Here is a 13,589-nt window from a genome sequence, read left to right as displayed (position 1 = left end):
CTCGTGGGTCCCGCTGGAGGGACCGCGACGGGCACGGGTGGATCCGGCCGTGCGACGTCGCGCCCCGATGGTCCGAGCGGGCCCGCGCCGGACGCCGACCGCATGGCAGGGCACGGGTCTGACGCCGAGGGGCTGCGGCTGCGGCTCGCCGACGCGCACCGGCAGGCGGTCGCCGACGCGGCCGTGCTCGTGCGGGTCGTCGCCGTCGAGGCCGGGCTCGAGGAGCGGCGCAGGGCCTTGCGCGCCGGGCTCGACGAGCTCGACGACCTGGCCGCGGAGGTCGCCGCGCACGACGAGTGGCTCGCGGGTCGGCCCGCCGAGCGGGAGGCGCTGGCAGCTCGGCTCGACGCGGCGCGGACCGCGGCGGCGCGGCTGGGCGAGCACGAGGCCGCGCTGCGGTCGGCCGTCGAGCTGCGGGACGCCGTCCAGGCGCTCGGGCTGGCCCGCACCTCGCTGGCCGGCGCCGAGGACGCCTGCGCGGCGGCGGCACGGGACGCCGTGGCGGCGGTCGAGCGCGAGCGGGACCTGCGGCAGGCCCGCATCGCCGGCCTCGCCGGGGAGATCGCGGCGTCGCTGACCGACGGTGAACCGTGCCCGGTGTGCGGCGGCGTCGACCACCCCGACAAGGCCGTGCTCGGTGCGGACCACGTGTCGGCCGCCCAGGTCGAGCTCGCCGAGCGCGCCCGGTCCGCGGCCGAGGCTGTGCTGACCGAGGCGCGCTCGCACGTGGACGTGCTCCGGGAGCGGGTGACCGGCCTGGTCGCCCGTGTCGGTGACGCGACCGAGGCGTCGGCCGTGGAGGCCGTCGCGGCGGCCACGGCGCGGCTCGACGAGTGCCGGACGCACGTCGCCGACGCCGCCCGGCTCGCCCCTGAGGTCGACGGCTTCGACGAGGTCACGCGTGCCCGGCAGGAGGCCCGCACCGCCCGGGACCAGGAGCGCACCGCACGCGCTGCCACGCTCGACGCCGAGCGGGCGCTGCTGAGCACCGCGGAGACCGAGGTCATCACCGCCCGGGCCGACCACCCGACCGTCGCTGCCCGGCACGCCGCGCTCGAGGAGCGTGTCGAGGTGACGGCCGACCTGCTCGCGGCCCTCGCCGAACGGGACGCCGCCGCCGAGCACGCCGCGCTTCGCGACGCGGAGCTCGCCGCCGGGCTCGCCGAGGCCGGGTTCGAGTCGGCCACGGCCGCCCGGGACGCCCTCGTGCCCTCCGACGTGCTGGCCGAGCTCGCGTCGCTCGTCGCCGCGTACGGGTCGGCGGTCGACCGGGTCGCCGCGGGTCTCGCCGAGCCCGCGCTCGCGGCCCTCGCGGACGATGCCTCGGTGGATCTCGCGGCTGCGCAAGACGCCGAGCGGGAAGCACGTGCCGCCGCCGACGCGGCCGCCGCCGTCGCGTCGCTCGCGGCCGACCGCGCCGAGGCCGCCGCGAGTGCCGGTGACGCCGTGCGCACCGCCGCGGGTGTCCTGGTGCGACGCCTGCGCGACGCCGCTCCTGTGATCAGGATGGCCGGGCTCGCGGCGGGCAACGGCGGGGACAACGGCAAGGGCCTGTCGCTCGCGACGTTCGTGCTGATGCGGCGGTTCGAGGACGTGGTCGCCGCGGCGAACGAGCGGCTGCTCGTCATGTCCGACGGGCGGTACGAGCTCGAGCGGTCCGACGAGAAGGAGGACGTCCGCTCCCGCAACACGGGGCTCGCGATGCGGGTGCTCGACCACCACACCGAGCAGGCGCGCGACCCGCGATCGCTGTCCGGCGGGGAGACGTTCTACGTGTCGCTGTGCCTCGCGCTCGGCATGGCCGACGTCGTCACCGCCGAGGCCGGGGGCGTGGACCTCGGCACGCTGTTCGTCGACGAGGGGTTCGGGTCCCTCGACCCGCACACCCTCGACCAGGTGCTCGCCGAGCTCGGGCGGCTGCGTGCGGGTGGGCGGACCGTCGGCGTCGTGAGCCACGTCGAGGCCCTCAAGCAGTCGATCGCGGACCGCGTGGAGGTGCGACCCACCCCGCAGGGACCCAGCACACTCGTCGTCCGTGCCGGCTGACCCGCGCCCGTCCGCGTCCCCGCTCCCGGCCCGGCCGTCAGCCGCACTCCACGAACCTGGTCAGGCGGCTCACCAGGTCCAGCCGCGGGACGCGAGCTCGACCTCCTCGCGGAACCGTTCGGCCGGGTCGCCCTTGGCGCGCTGCTCCACCTCGACGCCCGCCAGCTGGCACGCCTCGGCGAGCAGCTGGTCGTACGCCAGCTGCGACGCGATGATCCGCTCGGCGCGGGCGAACGTCCGCGGGTCGAGCTCGAGCGCACGCACGTGGTCAGCCACGACCCCGAGCCGCTCCTGCACGCGCAGCGTCGCGAACGGGTCGTACTCGGGCGGCTTGCGGTGGCGCAGGCGTCCGGCCAGCTGCTCCAGCCGGACGGCGAGCGCGACCCGCCACCTCGGCGGCTCGTCGGCGCTGGGGAACAGGGCCCACAGCGCGCTGAACACGAGCGCCGGGGCGAAGAGGACAACCAGCAGAAGCAGCCACCCCATCGTGCGGTCCTTCGTTCGAACGCTTGTGCCCAGGCTAGGTCGGCGGTGTGACAGACGCCACAGAGTTTGGTCTCGGTTGGGGCACATCGCCGCGCCTCCCCGAGCGGCCGGATGTGACGTCCGCCCGACGGCTGAGACACGGTCGCGGACGTGTCGATGGCTCATGGCGTGAGCAGGACGCGAAGGACCTCCGTGCGTGCGGCTGCGCTGGGGATCGCCCTGGTCGCGGCCGTCGCGCTGACGGCCGGGTGCGAGGACGTGGCGTCGTCGGGCGCCGTCGCGGCCGCCGCGAACGAGAGCGCAGCGGCGACCCCCGCTCCCGACGCGGACGCCGCGGTCACCACCGACGCGGACGTGCCCGCCGCGGCCACGGCCCCCGACGTCACCGTCGCCGGTGACGACGCACGCGCGGCGGCCGTTGCGGCAGCGAGCGCGCACCCGACCTCCGCCCTCGGCACGGTCGCGCTGCTGACGGTCAAGGGCCGCGCCCCGAAGACCGGCTACGACCGCGACCAGTTCGGCCCCGCGTGGCAGGACGTCGACCGCAACGGCTGCGACACCCGCAACGACGTGCTGCGGCGCGACCTCACCGCGGCGGTGCTCAAGGCGGGGACGCACGACTGCGTCGTCCTGTCAGGCACGCTCGCCGACCCGTACAGCGGGAGGACGATCGCGTACGTCCGCGGCCAGGACACGTCGGCCTCGGTGCAGATCGACCACGTGGTCGCGCTGTCCGACGCGTGGCAGAAGGGCGCCCAGCAGTGGGACGTCGGGCGCCGCACGGCGCTGGGCAACGACCCGCTGAACCTGCTCGCGGTCGACGGTCCCCTCAACGGTCAGAAGGGCGACGGCGACGCGGCCACGTGGCTGCCCCCGAACAAGGCCTACCGCTGCGCGTACGTCGCACGGCAGGTCGCCGTGAAGTACACGTACGGCCTCTGGGTCACCGCGGCGGAGCGGGACGCGATGGTGTCGGTGCTGTCGACGTGCCCCGACGAGCCGCTGCCCGCCGGCTCCGCGGTGCCGCCGACAGCCGCGCCCACGGCCCTGGAACCGCCCCCCGCACCGGCGCCGGCGGCCGTCGCGTACGCCAGCTGTGCGGAGGCGTGGGCGGCGGGTGCGGCCCCGGTGCACGCCGCCGACCCCGGGTACGCGACACACCTGGACCGCGACGGCGACGGCGTCGGCTGCGAGACGCGCCCCTGAGCCCGAGACGGCGGCAGCGCCGCGCACAGCGGATGTGGGAAGCGCCCCCGACCCCTACCGTGGGCGCGTGACCCCGACACCCGCAGCGCGACTGTGAGCGCCAGGTGAGTGCCCGTGGCCCGATGATCGGGCTGGTCGTCGTCGTGGTCCTGGGGGCCGGGGTGGTCGTCGCCGACCGCGTCGCGGCCGCCGAGGCGGAGAACCGGGCGGTCGAGGCGATCGAGCAGAACCTCGACGTCCAGGGGACGCCGGAGGTCTCGATCGGCGGGTTCCCGTTCCTCACGCAGCTGCTGCGCGGGTCGCTCCGGGACGTCACGGGCACGGTCGACGGCATGACGCTCGACGGCATCGAGGCGACGGACGTCGAGGTCGACGCGCAGGACGTGTCGACGACCGAGCCGTACACGGTCGGCACGGGTTCGATCGCGGCGACGCTGCCGACGGCGTCGATCCAGAAGATCGTCGCGGACCGCAGCGAGCTCGACGTGCAGGTGGCCGTCGACGGCGACGCCCTGACGGCGTCGGGGCAGGTGCTCGGCCTGACGCTGTCGGCGACGCTGACCCCGCGGGTCGAGGACGGGAAGCTGCTGGTCGACGTCGGCAACCTGCAGCTCGCCGGTCTCACGATCACGGTCGACGACCTCCCGGCGAGCGTCCGCGGGCGGCTGACCGACCTGGAGGTCCCGGTGAGCGGCCTGCCGGACGGTCTGGTGCTCAGCAGCGCGACCGTGGTGCCGGAGGGCGTGCGCATCACCGCGACGGGCACGGACGTGACGGTGCCCCTGGCCGGGAGCCCCACGCCGACCCGCACCACTGGGTAAGGTCCTGCCACCTCGCCGGACCGACGGCGGGTGCCGACCGACGAAGGACCGCCCGTGGACTGGTTGACCGACGCCTGGCACGACGTGACGACCGCGCAGCCGGTGCCGTCGACGACCGTCGTGCTGCTCACGGCCGCGGGTGTGCTCGTGTGCCTCGCGGTCCCGACGTTGTGGCACGTGACCCGGCACGCGCTGACGATCGTGCACGAGGCGTCCCACGCGGGTGTCGCGGTGCTGGTGGGGCGGCGGCTGTCGGGGATCCGGGTGCACTCGGACACGTCCGGGCTGACCGTGTCGGTCGGCAAGCCGCGCGGTCCGGGCATGGTCGCGACGGCGGCGGCGGGGTATCTCGGTCCGGCGGTGCTGGGCGTCGGGGCGGCGTGGCTGCTGTCGCACGGATACGCCGTGGCGCTGCTGTGGTCGCTGCTCGTCGTGGTCGCGCTCGTGCTGGTGCAGATCCGCAACTGGTACGGCCTGTGGTCGGTGCTGCTGAGCGCCGCGGTGGTCGTGGTCGTGACGGTGTGGGGGTCGTCGGCCGTGCAGTCGACGTTCGCGTACGCCGTGACCTGGTTCTTCCTGCTCGGGGCGCCGCGCGCGGTGCTCGAGATGCAGGCCCAGCGCCGTCGTCGCCGGGGGGCCGCGGACACGTCCGACGCGGGTCTGCTCGCGCGCCTGACGCACCTGCCCGCGTTGTTCTGGGTCGTCGTGCTGCTGCTCCTGTGCGTCGCGGCGTTCGCGCTGGGCACCGTCTGGCTGGTCGGGCTGCAGATCGGCTGACGCACGCCCGCCCCGTCACCGCGCCACCACGCAGCCGTCGAGCGCGCCCGCCAGGGCGTCCCGTTCCGTGCGCGTGACCCACAGGCCGTAGGCCGCCTTCACGCGGACCTGCCGCATCGCGTACACGCAGCGGTAGCCGGGGTCGGGTGGGAGCCAGGCGCCGGCGTCGGCGGCCCCCTTGTCCTGGTTGGCGTGCCCGTCGACGGCGAGCAGGTTCGCGGGGTCGTTCGCGAAGGCCTCCCGCCGGGTCGCGCTCCAGGCCTGTGCGCCGGTCCGCCAGGCGGCGTCGAGAGCGACGACGTGGTCGATCTGCACGGCGGCGGAGCCCGACCCTCGCACGAACCGAATGGTCGTGCCCGTGTAGGGATCGGCGAGCGTCCCCGACTGGACGACGCAGCCGTGCGCCCCCGCCTTGAGCACCACCGCGGTGAGGTCGCGGCGCAGCACGTCGTTGCGGGTGTCGCACCCGTTGCGGTCGATGTCGGCCCACGCCGTCCCGAACCGCGACCGGTCGTAGCCGGCGTCGGACGCTGGCGCCCTCACGCTCAGGGCCCGCAGAGCAGCCTGGCCGCCCGCCACGTCGGACGCGCTCACCGGGTACCTCGCCGCAGCCCGGGCCCGCGACCACACGGGCATGCCCAGCCCGACCGTCAGGCACCCGACGAGCAGCACCGCCCAGCCCGCCGCAGCGCGGCGTGCCGACGGGTCGCCCGGTCCTTCGTCCCTCCATAGCTCTTCTGCCTGCCACGCCTCCCGCCGTCGCGCCTCGCCTCGCCGCCCTCCTGCGCCCCGCCTCGCCACGCACCCCTCCGTCGCCGCACGCCATCCGCCGGTGTGCGCGATCCTCGACCACGTGCGGGGGCGCAGGCCGGCGTCGCGGGCAGGCCGGTGGACCCCGACCGAGCACCGCGGGCTGTGGTCACCTCGAACCCCGAGGACGGCTCCGCTTGACTTCGAGCGCGCTCGAACGCCGAGGCTCGACCCATGAGCATCCCCACCCGCACCCTCGGCAGCACCGCGCACGGCACGGCGCTCGACGTCTCCGCCCTCGGCCTCGGCTGCATGGGTATGTCCGCCTTCTACGGCGCCAGCTCCGCCGAGGGCACCGCCGACGAGCAGGAGTCGATCGCGACCCTGCGGCGCGCCCTCGACCTGGGCGTCACGTTCTTCGACACGGCCGAGATGTACGGCCCGCACACCAACGAGCGCCTCGTCGGCAAGGCCCTGCGCGGCCGGCGCGACGAGGTCGTGCTCGCGACGAAGTTCGGCATCCTGCCCGACCCGGACAACCCCGCAGGCCGGCGCGTCGACGGCAGCCCGGCGAACGTCCGCTCGTCGGTCGACGGCAGCCTGCAGCGGCTCGGCGTCGACCACATCGACCTGTACTACCAGCACCGCATGGACCCGAAGGTGCCCGTCGAGGAGACGGTCGGCGCGCTCGCGGAGCTCGTCGCGGACGGCAAGATCGGCGGCTACGGCCTGTCGGAGGCGTCCGCCGACACGATCCGCCGCGCGCACGCCGTGCACCCGGTGACGGCCCTGCAGACCGAGTACTCGCTGTTCACGCGCGACGTCGAGGCGACGATCCTGCCGACGCTGCGCGAGCTCGGCATCGGGCTGGTGCCGTACTCGCCGCTCGGCCGCGGCGTCCTCACGGGCGCGATCACGTCGACCGACGCGCTCGCCGAGGACGACTTCCGGCGCAGCAACCCGCGGTTCCAGGGCGAGGCGTTCGAGGCGAACCTGCGCCTCGTCGACGCCGTCCGCGCGCTCGCCGCGGACCGGGGAATCACCCCGGCGCAGCTCGCGCTCGCGTGGGTGCTCGCGCAGGGCGACGACATCGTGCCGATCCCGGGGACGCGCCGGGTGAGCCGCCTGGAGGAGAACGTCGGCGCCACCGCCGTCACCCTCACCGCCGACGACCTCGCGGCGCTCGCGGAGGCCGTCCCGGCCGGTGCTGCGGCGGGTGCGCGGTACGCGGACATGAGCGCCGTGCAGTCCTGAGCGCAGCTCGGCCACCGGTCCGGCCACGGACCCGGGCCGGTGGCCGAGACAACTGTTGACTTCGAGTGCACTCGAAGAGTGATCATCGGCGCATGAGCCTCGCGACCGTCGACACGGCCCTGACCATCGCCGAGGCCGCGGAGGTCACGGGCGTCACGACCCACACGCTGCGCTACTACGAGCGCGACGGTCTGATGCTCGCGGTCGACCGGGCGCCGTCGGGCCACCGCCGGTACACCGAGCGGGACCTCGGCTGGATCCGGCTGGTCACGCGCCTGCGCGCGACCGGCATGCCGATCCGCGAGGTGCGCGCGTACGCGGACCTGGTGCGCGCGGGCGACGGGAACGAGGCCGAGCGCCTGGCGCTGCTGCGCGCGCACCGCGACCGGGTGCGTGCGCAGCTCGCCGAGGTCGCGACGCACCTGGAGGCGATCGAGTTCAAGATCGCCGCGTACGAGACGCAGGCTCTGGCGTGCCTGGGGGAGGACACGGCGGTCTGACGATCGTCCGGACCTCCCGCGGGCACGCCGCGCCACGCCCGGTGGGCGGCTGCGCGGCTCGGCGTGGGGCTTCTGCCCAGGACCTCCACGTGTCGGCGCCGGGGCGTGCGCATCCCGGCGCCTAGCGTTCGGGGCGTGATGCCCGTCGCCCGGTCCCGTGCCGTCCTCGTCGGGACCGCGGCGGTCGTCGTGCTCGCGGGCCTGGCCGTCGCACGGTCCGGCACGAGCCCGTGGGCCGACCCCGCCGGGGACGCGCTGTACGCCGCGCTGGTCTACGTGCTGGTGCTGCTGGTGGTCCCGAGGGTGTCGTCGTGGGTCGCGGCCGGGGTGGCGACCGCGTTCTGCGCCGTCGTCGAGCTCGCGCAGCTGACGGGCGTCCCGGCGCAGCTCGTCGGGCACGTGCCCGTGCTGCGGTACGCGCTCGGCACCACGTTCAACGCCGTCGACCTCGTCGTGTACGCAGCAGCGGCGACCCTCGCGGCGCTCGTCGACCGGCGCTTCTCGCGCCGCAGGCAGGACGCGCCGAAGCCCGGCTTGGCCGCGCGGCGCGCCGACTGACAGTCTGTCCCCATGGATCCCTCGTACTCGCTGGGCGTGCGGCTGGCCTGCGAGTTCATCGGCACGGCGATCCTGCTCATCCTCGGCAACGGCACGGTCGCGAACGTCCACCTGAAGGGGTCGAAGGGCTACGGCGGCGGCTGGTCGCTCATCGCCATGGGGTACGGGTTCGGCGTGATGATCCCCGCGGTGATGTTCGGCGGGATCAGCGGCAACCAGATCAACCCGGCGTTCACGCTGGGCCTCGCGGCGTGGGGACTGTTCCCGTGGTCGGAGGTCGCGCCGTACATCGTCGCGCAGATGCTCGGCGCGATGGCCGGCCAGCTCGCGATCGTCGCGACCCACAAGCCGTACTACGACGCGACCACCAACCCGGAGGACATCCTCGCGACGTTCTCGACGATCAACGCCGCGCGCTCGCGGACCAACGGGTTCCTCAACGAGCTGCTCGGGTCGGTGGTCCTGTTCTCGTGCGCGCTCGGCATCACGCACGCGCCGCTCATGTCGACCGAGCCGGGCGTCGCGCACGTGGTGGTCGGGTTCCTCGTGTGGGGCCTCGTCGCGGGTCTCGGCGGGCCGACCGGACCGGCGCTCAACCCCGCCCGCGACCTGGGGCCGCGCATCATGCACGCGCTGCTGCCGCTGCGGCACAAGGGCTCGTCGGACTGGCGCTACTCGTGGGTGCCGGTCGCCGCACCGATCCTCGGCGGGCTCATCGGCGTGGGCGGGTGGAAGCTGCTGCTCGGCTGAGCGGCGCTCAGTCGAGCGGCTCCAGCACGAACACCGGGATCAGCCGGTCCGTCTTCGTCTGGTACCCCGCGTACGCGGGCCACGTGACGAGCGCCCGGTCCCACCAGGTCGCCCGCTCGTCGCCCGACAGCTCGCGCGCCCGGTAGTCCTTCTTGACGGCGCCGTCCTGCAGCTCGACGTGCGGGTGCGCCACGAGGTTGTGGTACCAGGCCGGGTGCTCCGGCGCCCCGCCCTTCGACGCGACCACGGCGTAGCGCCCGTCGTGCTCGACACGCATGAGCGCGGTCTTGTGGAGCTTGCCGCTGCGGGCCCCGACGGTGGTCAGCACGATCACCGGCTTGCCCTGCAGGGTGTTGGCCTCGCGGCCGTCGGTCCGCTCGTAGGTCTCGGCCTGCTTGCGGGCCCACTCGGACGTGCTGGGTGCGTACTCACCGGTCAGGGGCATGACGGTCGCAACCTCGCGCGACGGCCGCGCATTCCGCGTCGTCCCGTGTGGCGAACACGTCGTCCACAGGGACCTCAAAGCCCGGACACAGGCCTGCCGGCGCCGTTAACCTCCAGCGACCCGATCGCCGACTTGCCCCTCGAAGGACCCCGCGCATGAAGCTCAACCCGCCCCCCAACTGGCCCACGCCCGCCGAGGGCTGGCCCACGGACCCGTCGTGGACCCCCGACCCGTCGCTGCCCGAGCCTCCCCCCGGCTGGCAGCTGTGGGTCGACGACGACGCGCCCGTCGCCGGCGAGACCACCGAGGGCACACGTCACCACCGCCAGGCCGTCGGCGCCTTCTGGTTCGGCGTGCTGCTGTTCCTCGGCGGCGCGATCTCCACGTACATCGCCTCCGGCAAGAACGGCGGCGTCATCTGGTACGGCGGCATGATCTTCGGCGCCGTCCTGCTGTTCCGCGCGTTCGCCGCGTACCGGTCGTCACGCAAGGAGGGCGCCCCCGCGCTCGGCGTGCTCGGCAAGGTCGCCGCGGTCGTCGGCGTCGTCGCGTGCCTCGGCACGGGCATCACCGCGGTGAGCGCGCTGATCGGCGCCGAGTCCATCGCTGACGGTGTCGGCTCGTGCTGGACGGTCGACGACGAGAGCACCGCCGTGCCCGTCTCGTGCGACGACGAGCACCAGTTCAAGGCCATCTCCGAGGCGCCCGCCGCCGAGCAGTGCCCGGAGGAGTCGGCCTCCTACCTCGAGGGCGAGGACGGCGAGAACGTCCTGTGCATCGTCGAGGACTGACACCATCCGGACGGGCCCGTCGCGCACCCCGCGGCGGGCCCGTCCGCGCGTCCGGCTGCCCGTGGCGACGCGCTGGCCACCCGCCTACTGTGGACGGCGGGGGTGAGCGACGATGCACGCTGAGGTCGGTGACAAGGTCGTCATGCACGGCCGGACCGTCGGGACGGTGACCCGGTCGGGAACGGTCGTCGAGGCGCGCGGAGAAGACGGTGCGCCGCCGTACCTGGTCCGGTTCGACGACGGCCACGAGGCCCTCGTCTTCCCCGGGCCGGACGTCCACGTGGAGCATCCCGCGGCGTCCTGACGACGCCCGGGTCAGGCGCTGCCGTCGGCAGCCGACGCGGTGTCGGGGCGCTCGTGCGCCGCCTGCGGTGGTCCTGAGCGGGGCATCGACGCCGCCGCGAGGAGAGTCGCGAGCGCGACGGCCGCGACGGCGACGAACGCCGCCGTGACCGCCTCCTGGAACAACTCGGGCGCCGACGCGGCGTCGAGACCGTCCATGTGCCCGTTGACGAGCGCGCCGAGGGCCGCGACACCGACCGCGCTGCCCATGGAGCGAGCGAACAGGTTGGCCCCGGTGACGACCCCGCGCTCGCTCCACCCGACGCTGGCCTGCGCGGCGATGAGGCTCGGCGTCGCGACGAGGCCGAGGCCGGCGCCGATGAGGAAGCAGCACAGCCCGACGACCCACAGCGTCGGCCGGGACGACGTGAGCGCCAGGACGGCCGCGCCCAGCAGCACGATCGACGTGCCGATGAGTGCCGTCGCCCGGAACCCGATCCGCAGGTAGAGCCGCCCGGACTGGGACGCGCTGATGGGCCACCCGATGGTCAGCGTCGCCAGCGTGAGGCCCGAGACCAGCGGGGTCACGTGCAGCAGCGCCTCCAGGTAGCTCGGCACGTACGACGTCAGGCCGAGCAGGATCGCGCCGACGCCGACACCGACGAGCGCCGTGGACCGCAGCAGCGGCCGGGAGAACACCCACAGCGGCAGCACGGGCTCGGCCGCTCGACGTTCGACGAGCACGAACCCGACGAGCAGCACCGCGGCGACGGACAGCGACGCGATCGACGGGAGGGACGCCCACGCCCACGCGTTGCCGCCCTCGAGCAGCCCGAGGATCAGCAGGCTGAGCCCCGCGGTGAGCAGCACGCCGCCCGTCCAGTCGATGCGGTGCCGCGTGCGCTCGACGGTCTCGTGCAGGAACCGCACCAGCAGCGTCGCCGCCGCGACGCACAGCGGGATGTTGACGAAGAAGATCCACCGCCACGACAGGTACTCGGAGAACACGCCTCCGAGCGTCGGCCCGACGACCGACGACACGCCCCACACGCTCGCGATGTACCCCTGCGCCTTGGCCCGCTCCGCGACGGTGTAGATGTCACCGGCGATCGTCACCGCCATCGGCTGCACCGCCCCGGCGCCGAGCCCCTGCACCGCCCGGAACGCGATGAGCGCCGGCATGCTCCACGCGACCCCGCACAGCACCGACCCGACGAGGAACAGCCCGACGCCGACCAGGATCACGGGCTTGCGACCGACCGTGTCGGCGAGCTTCGAGTAGATCGGGACGGACACCGCCTGCGTGAGCAGGTAGATCGAGAACAGCCACGGGAAGCTCGTGAACCCGCCGAGGTCCCGCACGATCGTCGGCACGGCCGTCGCGAGGATCGTCGCGTCGATCGCGACGAGGCCGGTCGTCGTCATGATCGCGACGAGGATCGGTCCGCGGTCGGAGCGGAACCCGACGCTCGCGCGGGTCACGGGGCTGGCGTCGCTCACTCCGTCCTCCAAGTCGGTGCATCGTGCAGGCATTCCCTCCGACCGTAGGCTGACCGGCGTGACCCAGCAGCGCGAGTATCGGATGACCGGCTTCGTCGTGCGGGAGCACAGGGTCCCCGTGCCCGTCGACTGGTCGGCCCCGGAGCGGTTCGGGTCGATCGACGTGTTCGTGCGCGAGCTCGTCGACCCGCTGCGCGCGAACGACGACCTGCCGCTGCTGCTGTTCCTGCAGGGCGGACCCGGCGGCCAGGGACCGCGGCCGCTCGGCGGCGGGTGGGTCGCGAAGGCCCTCGAGAAGCACCGGCTCGTGCTGCTCGACCAGCGGGGGACCGGCCGCTCGTCACGCGTCGACGGGCGCAGCATCGCGCGGTTCGACGACCCGGCCACCGCCGCCGACTACCTCGCGTGCTTCCGCGCCGACGCGATCGTCGCCGACGCCGAGCACGTGCGCGCGACCCTGTACGGCGGCCGCAGGTGGGCGACGCTCGGCCAGTCGTACGGCGGCTTCCTCACGCTCACCTACCTGTCGCGCCACCCCGAGGCGCTCACCACCTGCTACGTCACCGGCGGTCTGCCCGGCATCACAGCGGACGCCGAGGCCGTCTACCGGCACACATTCCGCCGGCAGGCCGCCCGCAACACCGAGCTCGCCCGCCGCCACCCGCAGGACGTCGCGATGCTCGGGACGCTCGCGGACCGGCTGGCCGGCGGCGGCGTCGTCCTCCCCAACGGCGACCCGTTCACGCCCGAGCGCCTCCAGACCCTCGGCATGGGCCTCGGCATGAGCACCGGCATCGACGAGGTGCACTGGCTGCTCGACACCGCGCTCGACGACAACGGCGAGCCCTCGTCGGGGTTCCTCGCGAACGTCGCGCACCAGACCTCGTTCGACACCAACCCTCTGTACGCCGTGCTGCAGGAGGTCATCTACCACCAGGGCGAACGCGCGGGCGGCTGGGCCGCGCAGGCGGAGCTCGAACGGTGGGAGTGGTTCGCGTCGTCCGCCCGGCCGCTGCTGCTCACGGGCGAGGCGATGTTCCCGTGGATGTATGAGCAGCACGCCGCCCTGAGGCCGTTCCGCGAGGTCGCGCACCGGCTCGCCGAGCGGCGCTCGTGGCCCGAGCTGTACGACGTGGAGCGGCTCGCGTCGAACGAGGTGCCCGTCGCGGCGGTGCAGTACTACGACGACCCGTACGTCGACCTCGACCTGGCGCTCGCGACCGCGGCGGCGGTCGGGAACACGCAGGTGTGGATCACCAACGAGCACCTGCACGACGGGCTCCGCGTCGCAGGCGACACGATCCTGCCCCGGCTGTTCGACCTCGCCGCCGGGACGTGGTCGGTGACCGGGCGGTAGCCCCGGCCCGCGTGTGGGTGGTGCGCGGGACGATGGGGCGTCACCCCGACGCGCACACGGAGGAGT

15 protein-coding genes are annotated in these 13,589 nt (G+C 74.4%); 11 read left to right on the top strand and 4 right to left on the bottom strand.

All coding sequences use genetic code 11. From position 1 onward, the window contains the following. The first annotated feature begins 102 nt into the window (after window positions 1-102). Window positions 103-2,046 (top strand): SbcC/MukB-like Walker B domain-containing protein, encoded by a 1,944-nt coding sequence (locus J7523_RS03490; RefSeq protein ID WP_291882289.1) that lies wholly within the window; start codon window positions 103-105, stop codon window positions 2,044-2,046. 69 nt (window positions 2,047-2,115) lie between these two features. On the opposite strand, the gene J7523_RS03485 is transcribed toward J7523_RS03490, so the two are convergent. After that, window positions 2,116-2,532, bottom strand: coding sequence for a hypothetical protein (locus J7523_RS03485; protein ID WP_291882287.1), 417 nt, complete (start codon window positions 2,530-2,532; stop codon window positions 2,116-2,118). Window positions 2,533-2,724: 192 nt separating this feature from the next. Here J7523_RS03485 and J7523_RS03480 point away from each other — a divergent pair, with 192 nt between their 5' ends. From J7523_RS03480 to J7523_RS03470, 3 genes are all read left to right on the top strand, one after another. Continuing rightward, window positions 2,725-3,738, top strand: a complete 1,014-nt coding sequence (locus tag J7523_RS03480; protein WP_291882284.1) for a DUF1524 domain-containing protein — start codon at window positions 2,725-2,727, stop codon at window positions 3,736-3,738. A 122-nt stretch (window positions 3,739-3,860) separates the two neighbouring features. Next, on the top strand, window positions 3,861-4,559 hold the full coding sequence (locus tag J7523_RS03475) for a DUF2993 domain-containing protein (RefSeq protein WP_291882282.1): 699 nt from the start codon (window positions 3,861-3,863) through the stop codon (window positions 4,557-4,559). Window positions 4,560-4,613: 54 nt separating this feature from the next. Continuing rightward, complete coding sequence (locus tag J7523_RS03470) at window positions 4,614-5,336, top strand: M50 family metallopeptidase (protein WP_291882280.1); 723 nt, start codon at window positions 4,614-4,616, stop codon at window positions 5,334-5,336. A 15-nt stretch (window positions 5,337-5,351) separates the two neighbouring features. On the opposite strand, the gene J7523_RS03465 is transcribed toward J7523_RS03470, so the two are convergent. Then, window positions 5,352-6,008: an HNH endonuclease family protein gene (locus tag J7523_RS03465; RefSeq protein ID WP_291882277.1), complete on the bottom strand. Its 657-nt coding sequence runs from the start codon at window positions 6,006-6,008 to the stop codon at window positions 5,352-5,354. A gap of 312 nt (window positions 6,009-6,320) precedes the next feature. Between J7523_RS03465 and J7523_RS03460 the strand changes: the two genes are divergently transcribed. The 4 genes from J7523_RS03460 (at window position 6,321) to J7523_RS03445 (ending at window position 9,148) form a co-directional block, all read left to right on the top strand. Then, window positions 6,321-7,340, top strand: a complete 1,020-nt coding sequence (locus J7523_RS03460) for an aldo/keto reductase (RefSeq protein ID WP_291882275.1) — start codon at window positions 6,321-6,323, stop codon at window positions 7,338-7,340. A gap of 92 nt (window positions 7,341-7,432) precedes the next feature. Then, the gene (locus J7523_RS03455) at window positions 7,433-7,840 is read left to right on the top strand and encodes a MerR family transcriptional regulator (RefSeq protein ID WP_291882273.1); all 408 of its coding nucleotides are present in this window, start codon (window positions 7,433-7,435) and stop codon (window positions 7,838-7,840) included. A 138-nt stretch (window positions 7,841-7,978) separates the two neighbouring features. Then, on the top strand, window positions 7,979-8,398 hold the full coding sequence (locus tag J7523_RS03450) for a DUF2809 domain-containing protein (protein ID WP_291882324.1): 420 nt from the start codon (window positions 7,979-7,981) through the stop codon (window positions 8,396-8,398). A 12-nt stretch (window positions 8,399-8,410) separates the two neighbouring features. Then, window positions 8,411-9,148: an MIP/aquaporin family protein gene (locus tag J7523_RS03445; protein WP_291882271.1), complete on the top strand. Its 738-nt coding sequence runs from the start codon at window positions 8,411-8,413 to the stop codon at window positions 9,146-9,148. Between the two features lie 7 nt (window positions 9,149-9,155). Here J7523_RS03445 and J7523_RS03440 read toward each other — a convergent pair whose 3' ends face one another. After that, window positions 9,156-9,593, bottom strand: coding sequence for a nitroreductase family deazaflavin-dependent oxidoreductase (locus tag J7523_RS03440; RefSeq protein ID WP_291882269.1), 438 nt, complete (start codon window positions 9,591-9,593; stop codon window positions 9,156-9,158). Between the two features lie 155 nt (window positions 9,594-9,748). Between J7523_RS03440 and J7523_RS03435 the strand changes: the two genes are divergently transcribed. Both J7523_RS03435 and J7523_RS03430 read left to right on the top strand, forming a co-directional pair. Beyond that, entirely contained in the window at window positions 9,749-10,384 is a 636-nt protein-coding gene (locus J7523_RS03435; RefSeq protein WP_291882267.1) for a hypothetical protein, read from the top strand. Between the two features lie 112 nt (window positions 10,385-10,496). Next, window positions 10,497-10,688 (top strand): DUF1918 domain-containing protein, encoded by a 192-nt coding sequence (locus J7523_RS03430; protein WP_291882265.1) that lies wholly within the window; start codon window positions 10,497-10,499, stop codon window positions 10,686-10,688. An 11-nt stretch (window positions 10,689-10,699) separates the two neighbouring features. Here the strand turns inward: J7523_RS03430 and J7523_RS03425 are convergent, their stop codons facing one another. Next, window positions 10,700-12,091: an MDR family MFS transporter gene (locus J7523_RS03425; RefSeq protein ID WP_291882323.1), complete on the bottom strand. Its 1,392-nt coding sequence runs from the start codon at window positions 12,089-12,091 to the stop codon at window positions 10,700-10,702. A 133-nt stretch (window positions 12,092-12,224) separates the two neighbouring features. Here J7523_RS03425 and J7523_RS03420 point away from each other — a divergent pair, with 133 nt between their 5' ends. After that, entirely contained in the window at window positions 12,225-13,523 is a 1,299-nt protein-coding gene (locus J7523_RS03420) for an alpha/beta fold hydrolase (protein ID WP_363266414.1), read from the top strand. The last annotated feature ends 66 nt before the right edge of the window (window positions 13,524-13,589 follow it).

Source organism: Cellulomonas sp., assembly GCF_017744555.1.
In the GTDB taxonomy this organism is placed as follows: domain Bacteria; phylum Actinomycetota; class Actinomycetes; order Actinomycetales; family Cellulomonadaceae; genus Cellulomonas.
The sequence above is the reverse complement of the archived record's forward strand: the minus strand, read 5'-3'. Positions and strand labels throughout refer to the sequence as shown.

Coding starts and splice junctions, on each gene's coding strand:
- J7523_RS03490 (WP_291882289.1), top strand. CDS start 103: ATGGCAGGGCACGGGTCTGACGCCGAGGGGCTGCGGCTGCGGCTCGCC.
- J7523_RS03485 (WP_291882287.1), bottom strand. CDS start 2,532: ATGGGGTGGCTGCTTCTGCTGGTTGTCCTCTTCGCCCCGGCGCTCGTG.
- J7523_RS03475 (WP_291882282.1), top strand. CDS start 3,861: ATGATCGGGCTGGTCGTCGTCGTGGTCCTGGGGGCCGGGGTGGTCGTC.
- J7523_RS03460 (WP_291882275.1), top strand. CDS start 6,321: ATGAGCATCCCCACCCGCACCCTCGGCAGCACCGCGCACGGCACGGCG.
- J7523_RS03455 (WP_291882273.1), top strand. CDS start 7,433: ATGAGCCTCGCGACCGTCGACACGGCCCTGACCATCGCCGAGGCCGCG.
- J7523_RS03450 (WP_291882324.1), top strand. CDS start 7,979: ATGCCCGTCGCCCGGTCCCGTGCCGTCCTCGTCGGGACCGCGGCGGTC.
- J7523_RS03445 (WP_291882271.1), top strand. CDS start 8,411: ATGGATCCCTCGTACTCGCTGGGCGTGCGGCTGGCCTGCGAGTTCATC.
- J7523_RS03440 (WP_291882269.1), bottom strand. CDS start 9,593: ATGCCCCTGACCGGTGAGTACGCACCCAGCACGTCCGAGTGGGCCCGC.
- J7523_RS03435 (WP_291882267.1), top strand. CDS start 9,749: ATGAAGCTCAACCCGCCCCCCAACTGGCCCACGCCCGCCGAGGGCTGG.
- J7523_RS03430 (WP_291882265.1), top strand. CDS start 10,497: ATGCACGCTGAGGTCGGTGACAAGGTCGTCATGCACGGCCGGACCGTC.
- J7523_RS03425 (WP_291882323.1), bottom strand. CDS start 12,091: ATGACGACGACCGGCCTCGTCGCGATCGACGCGACGATCCTCGCGACG.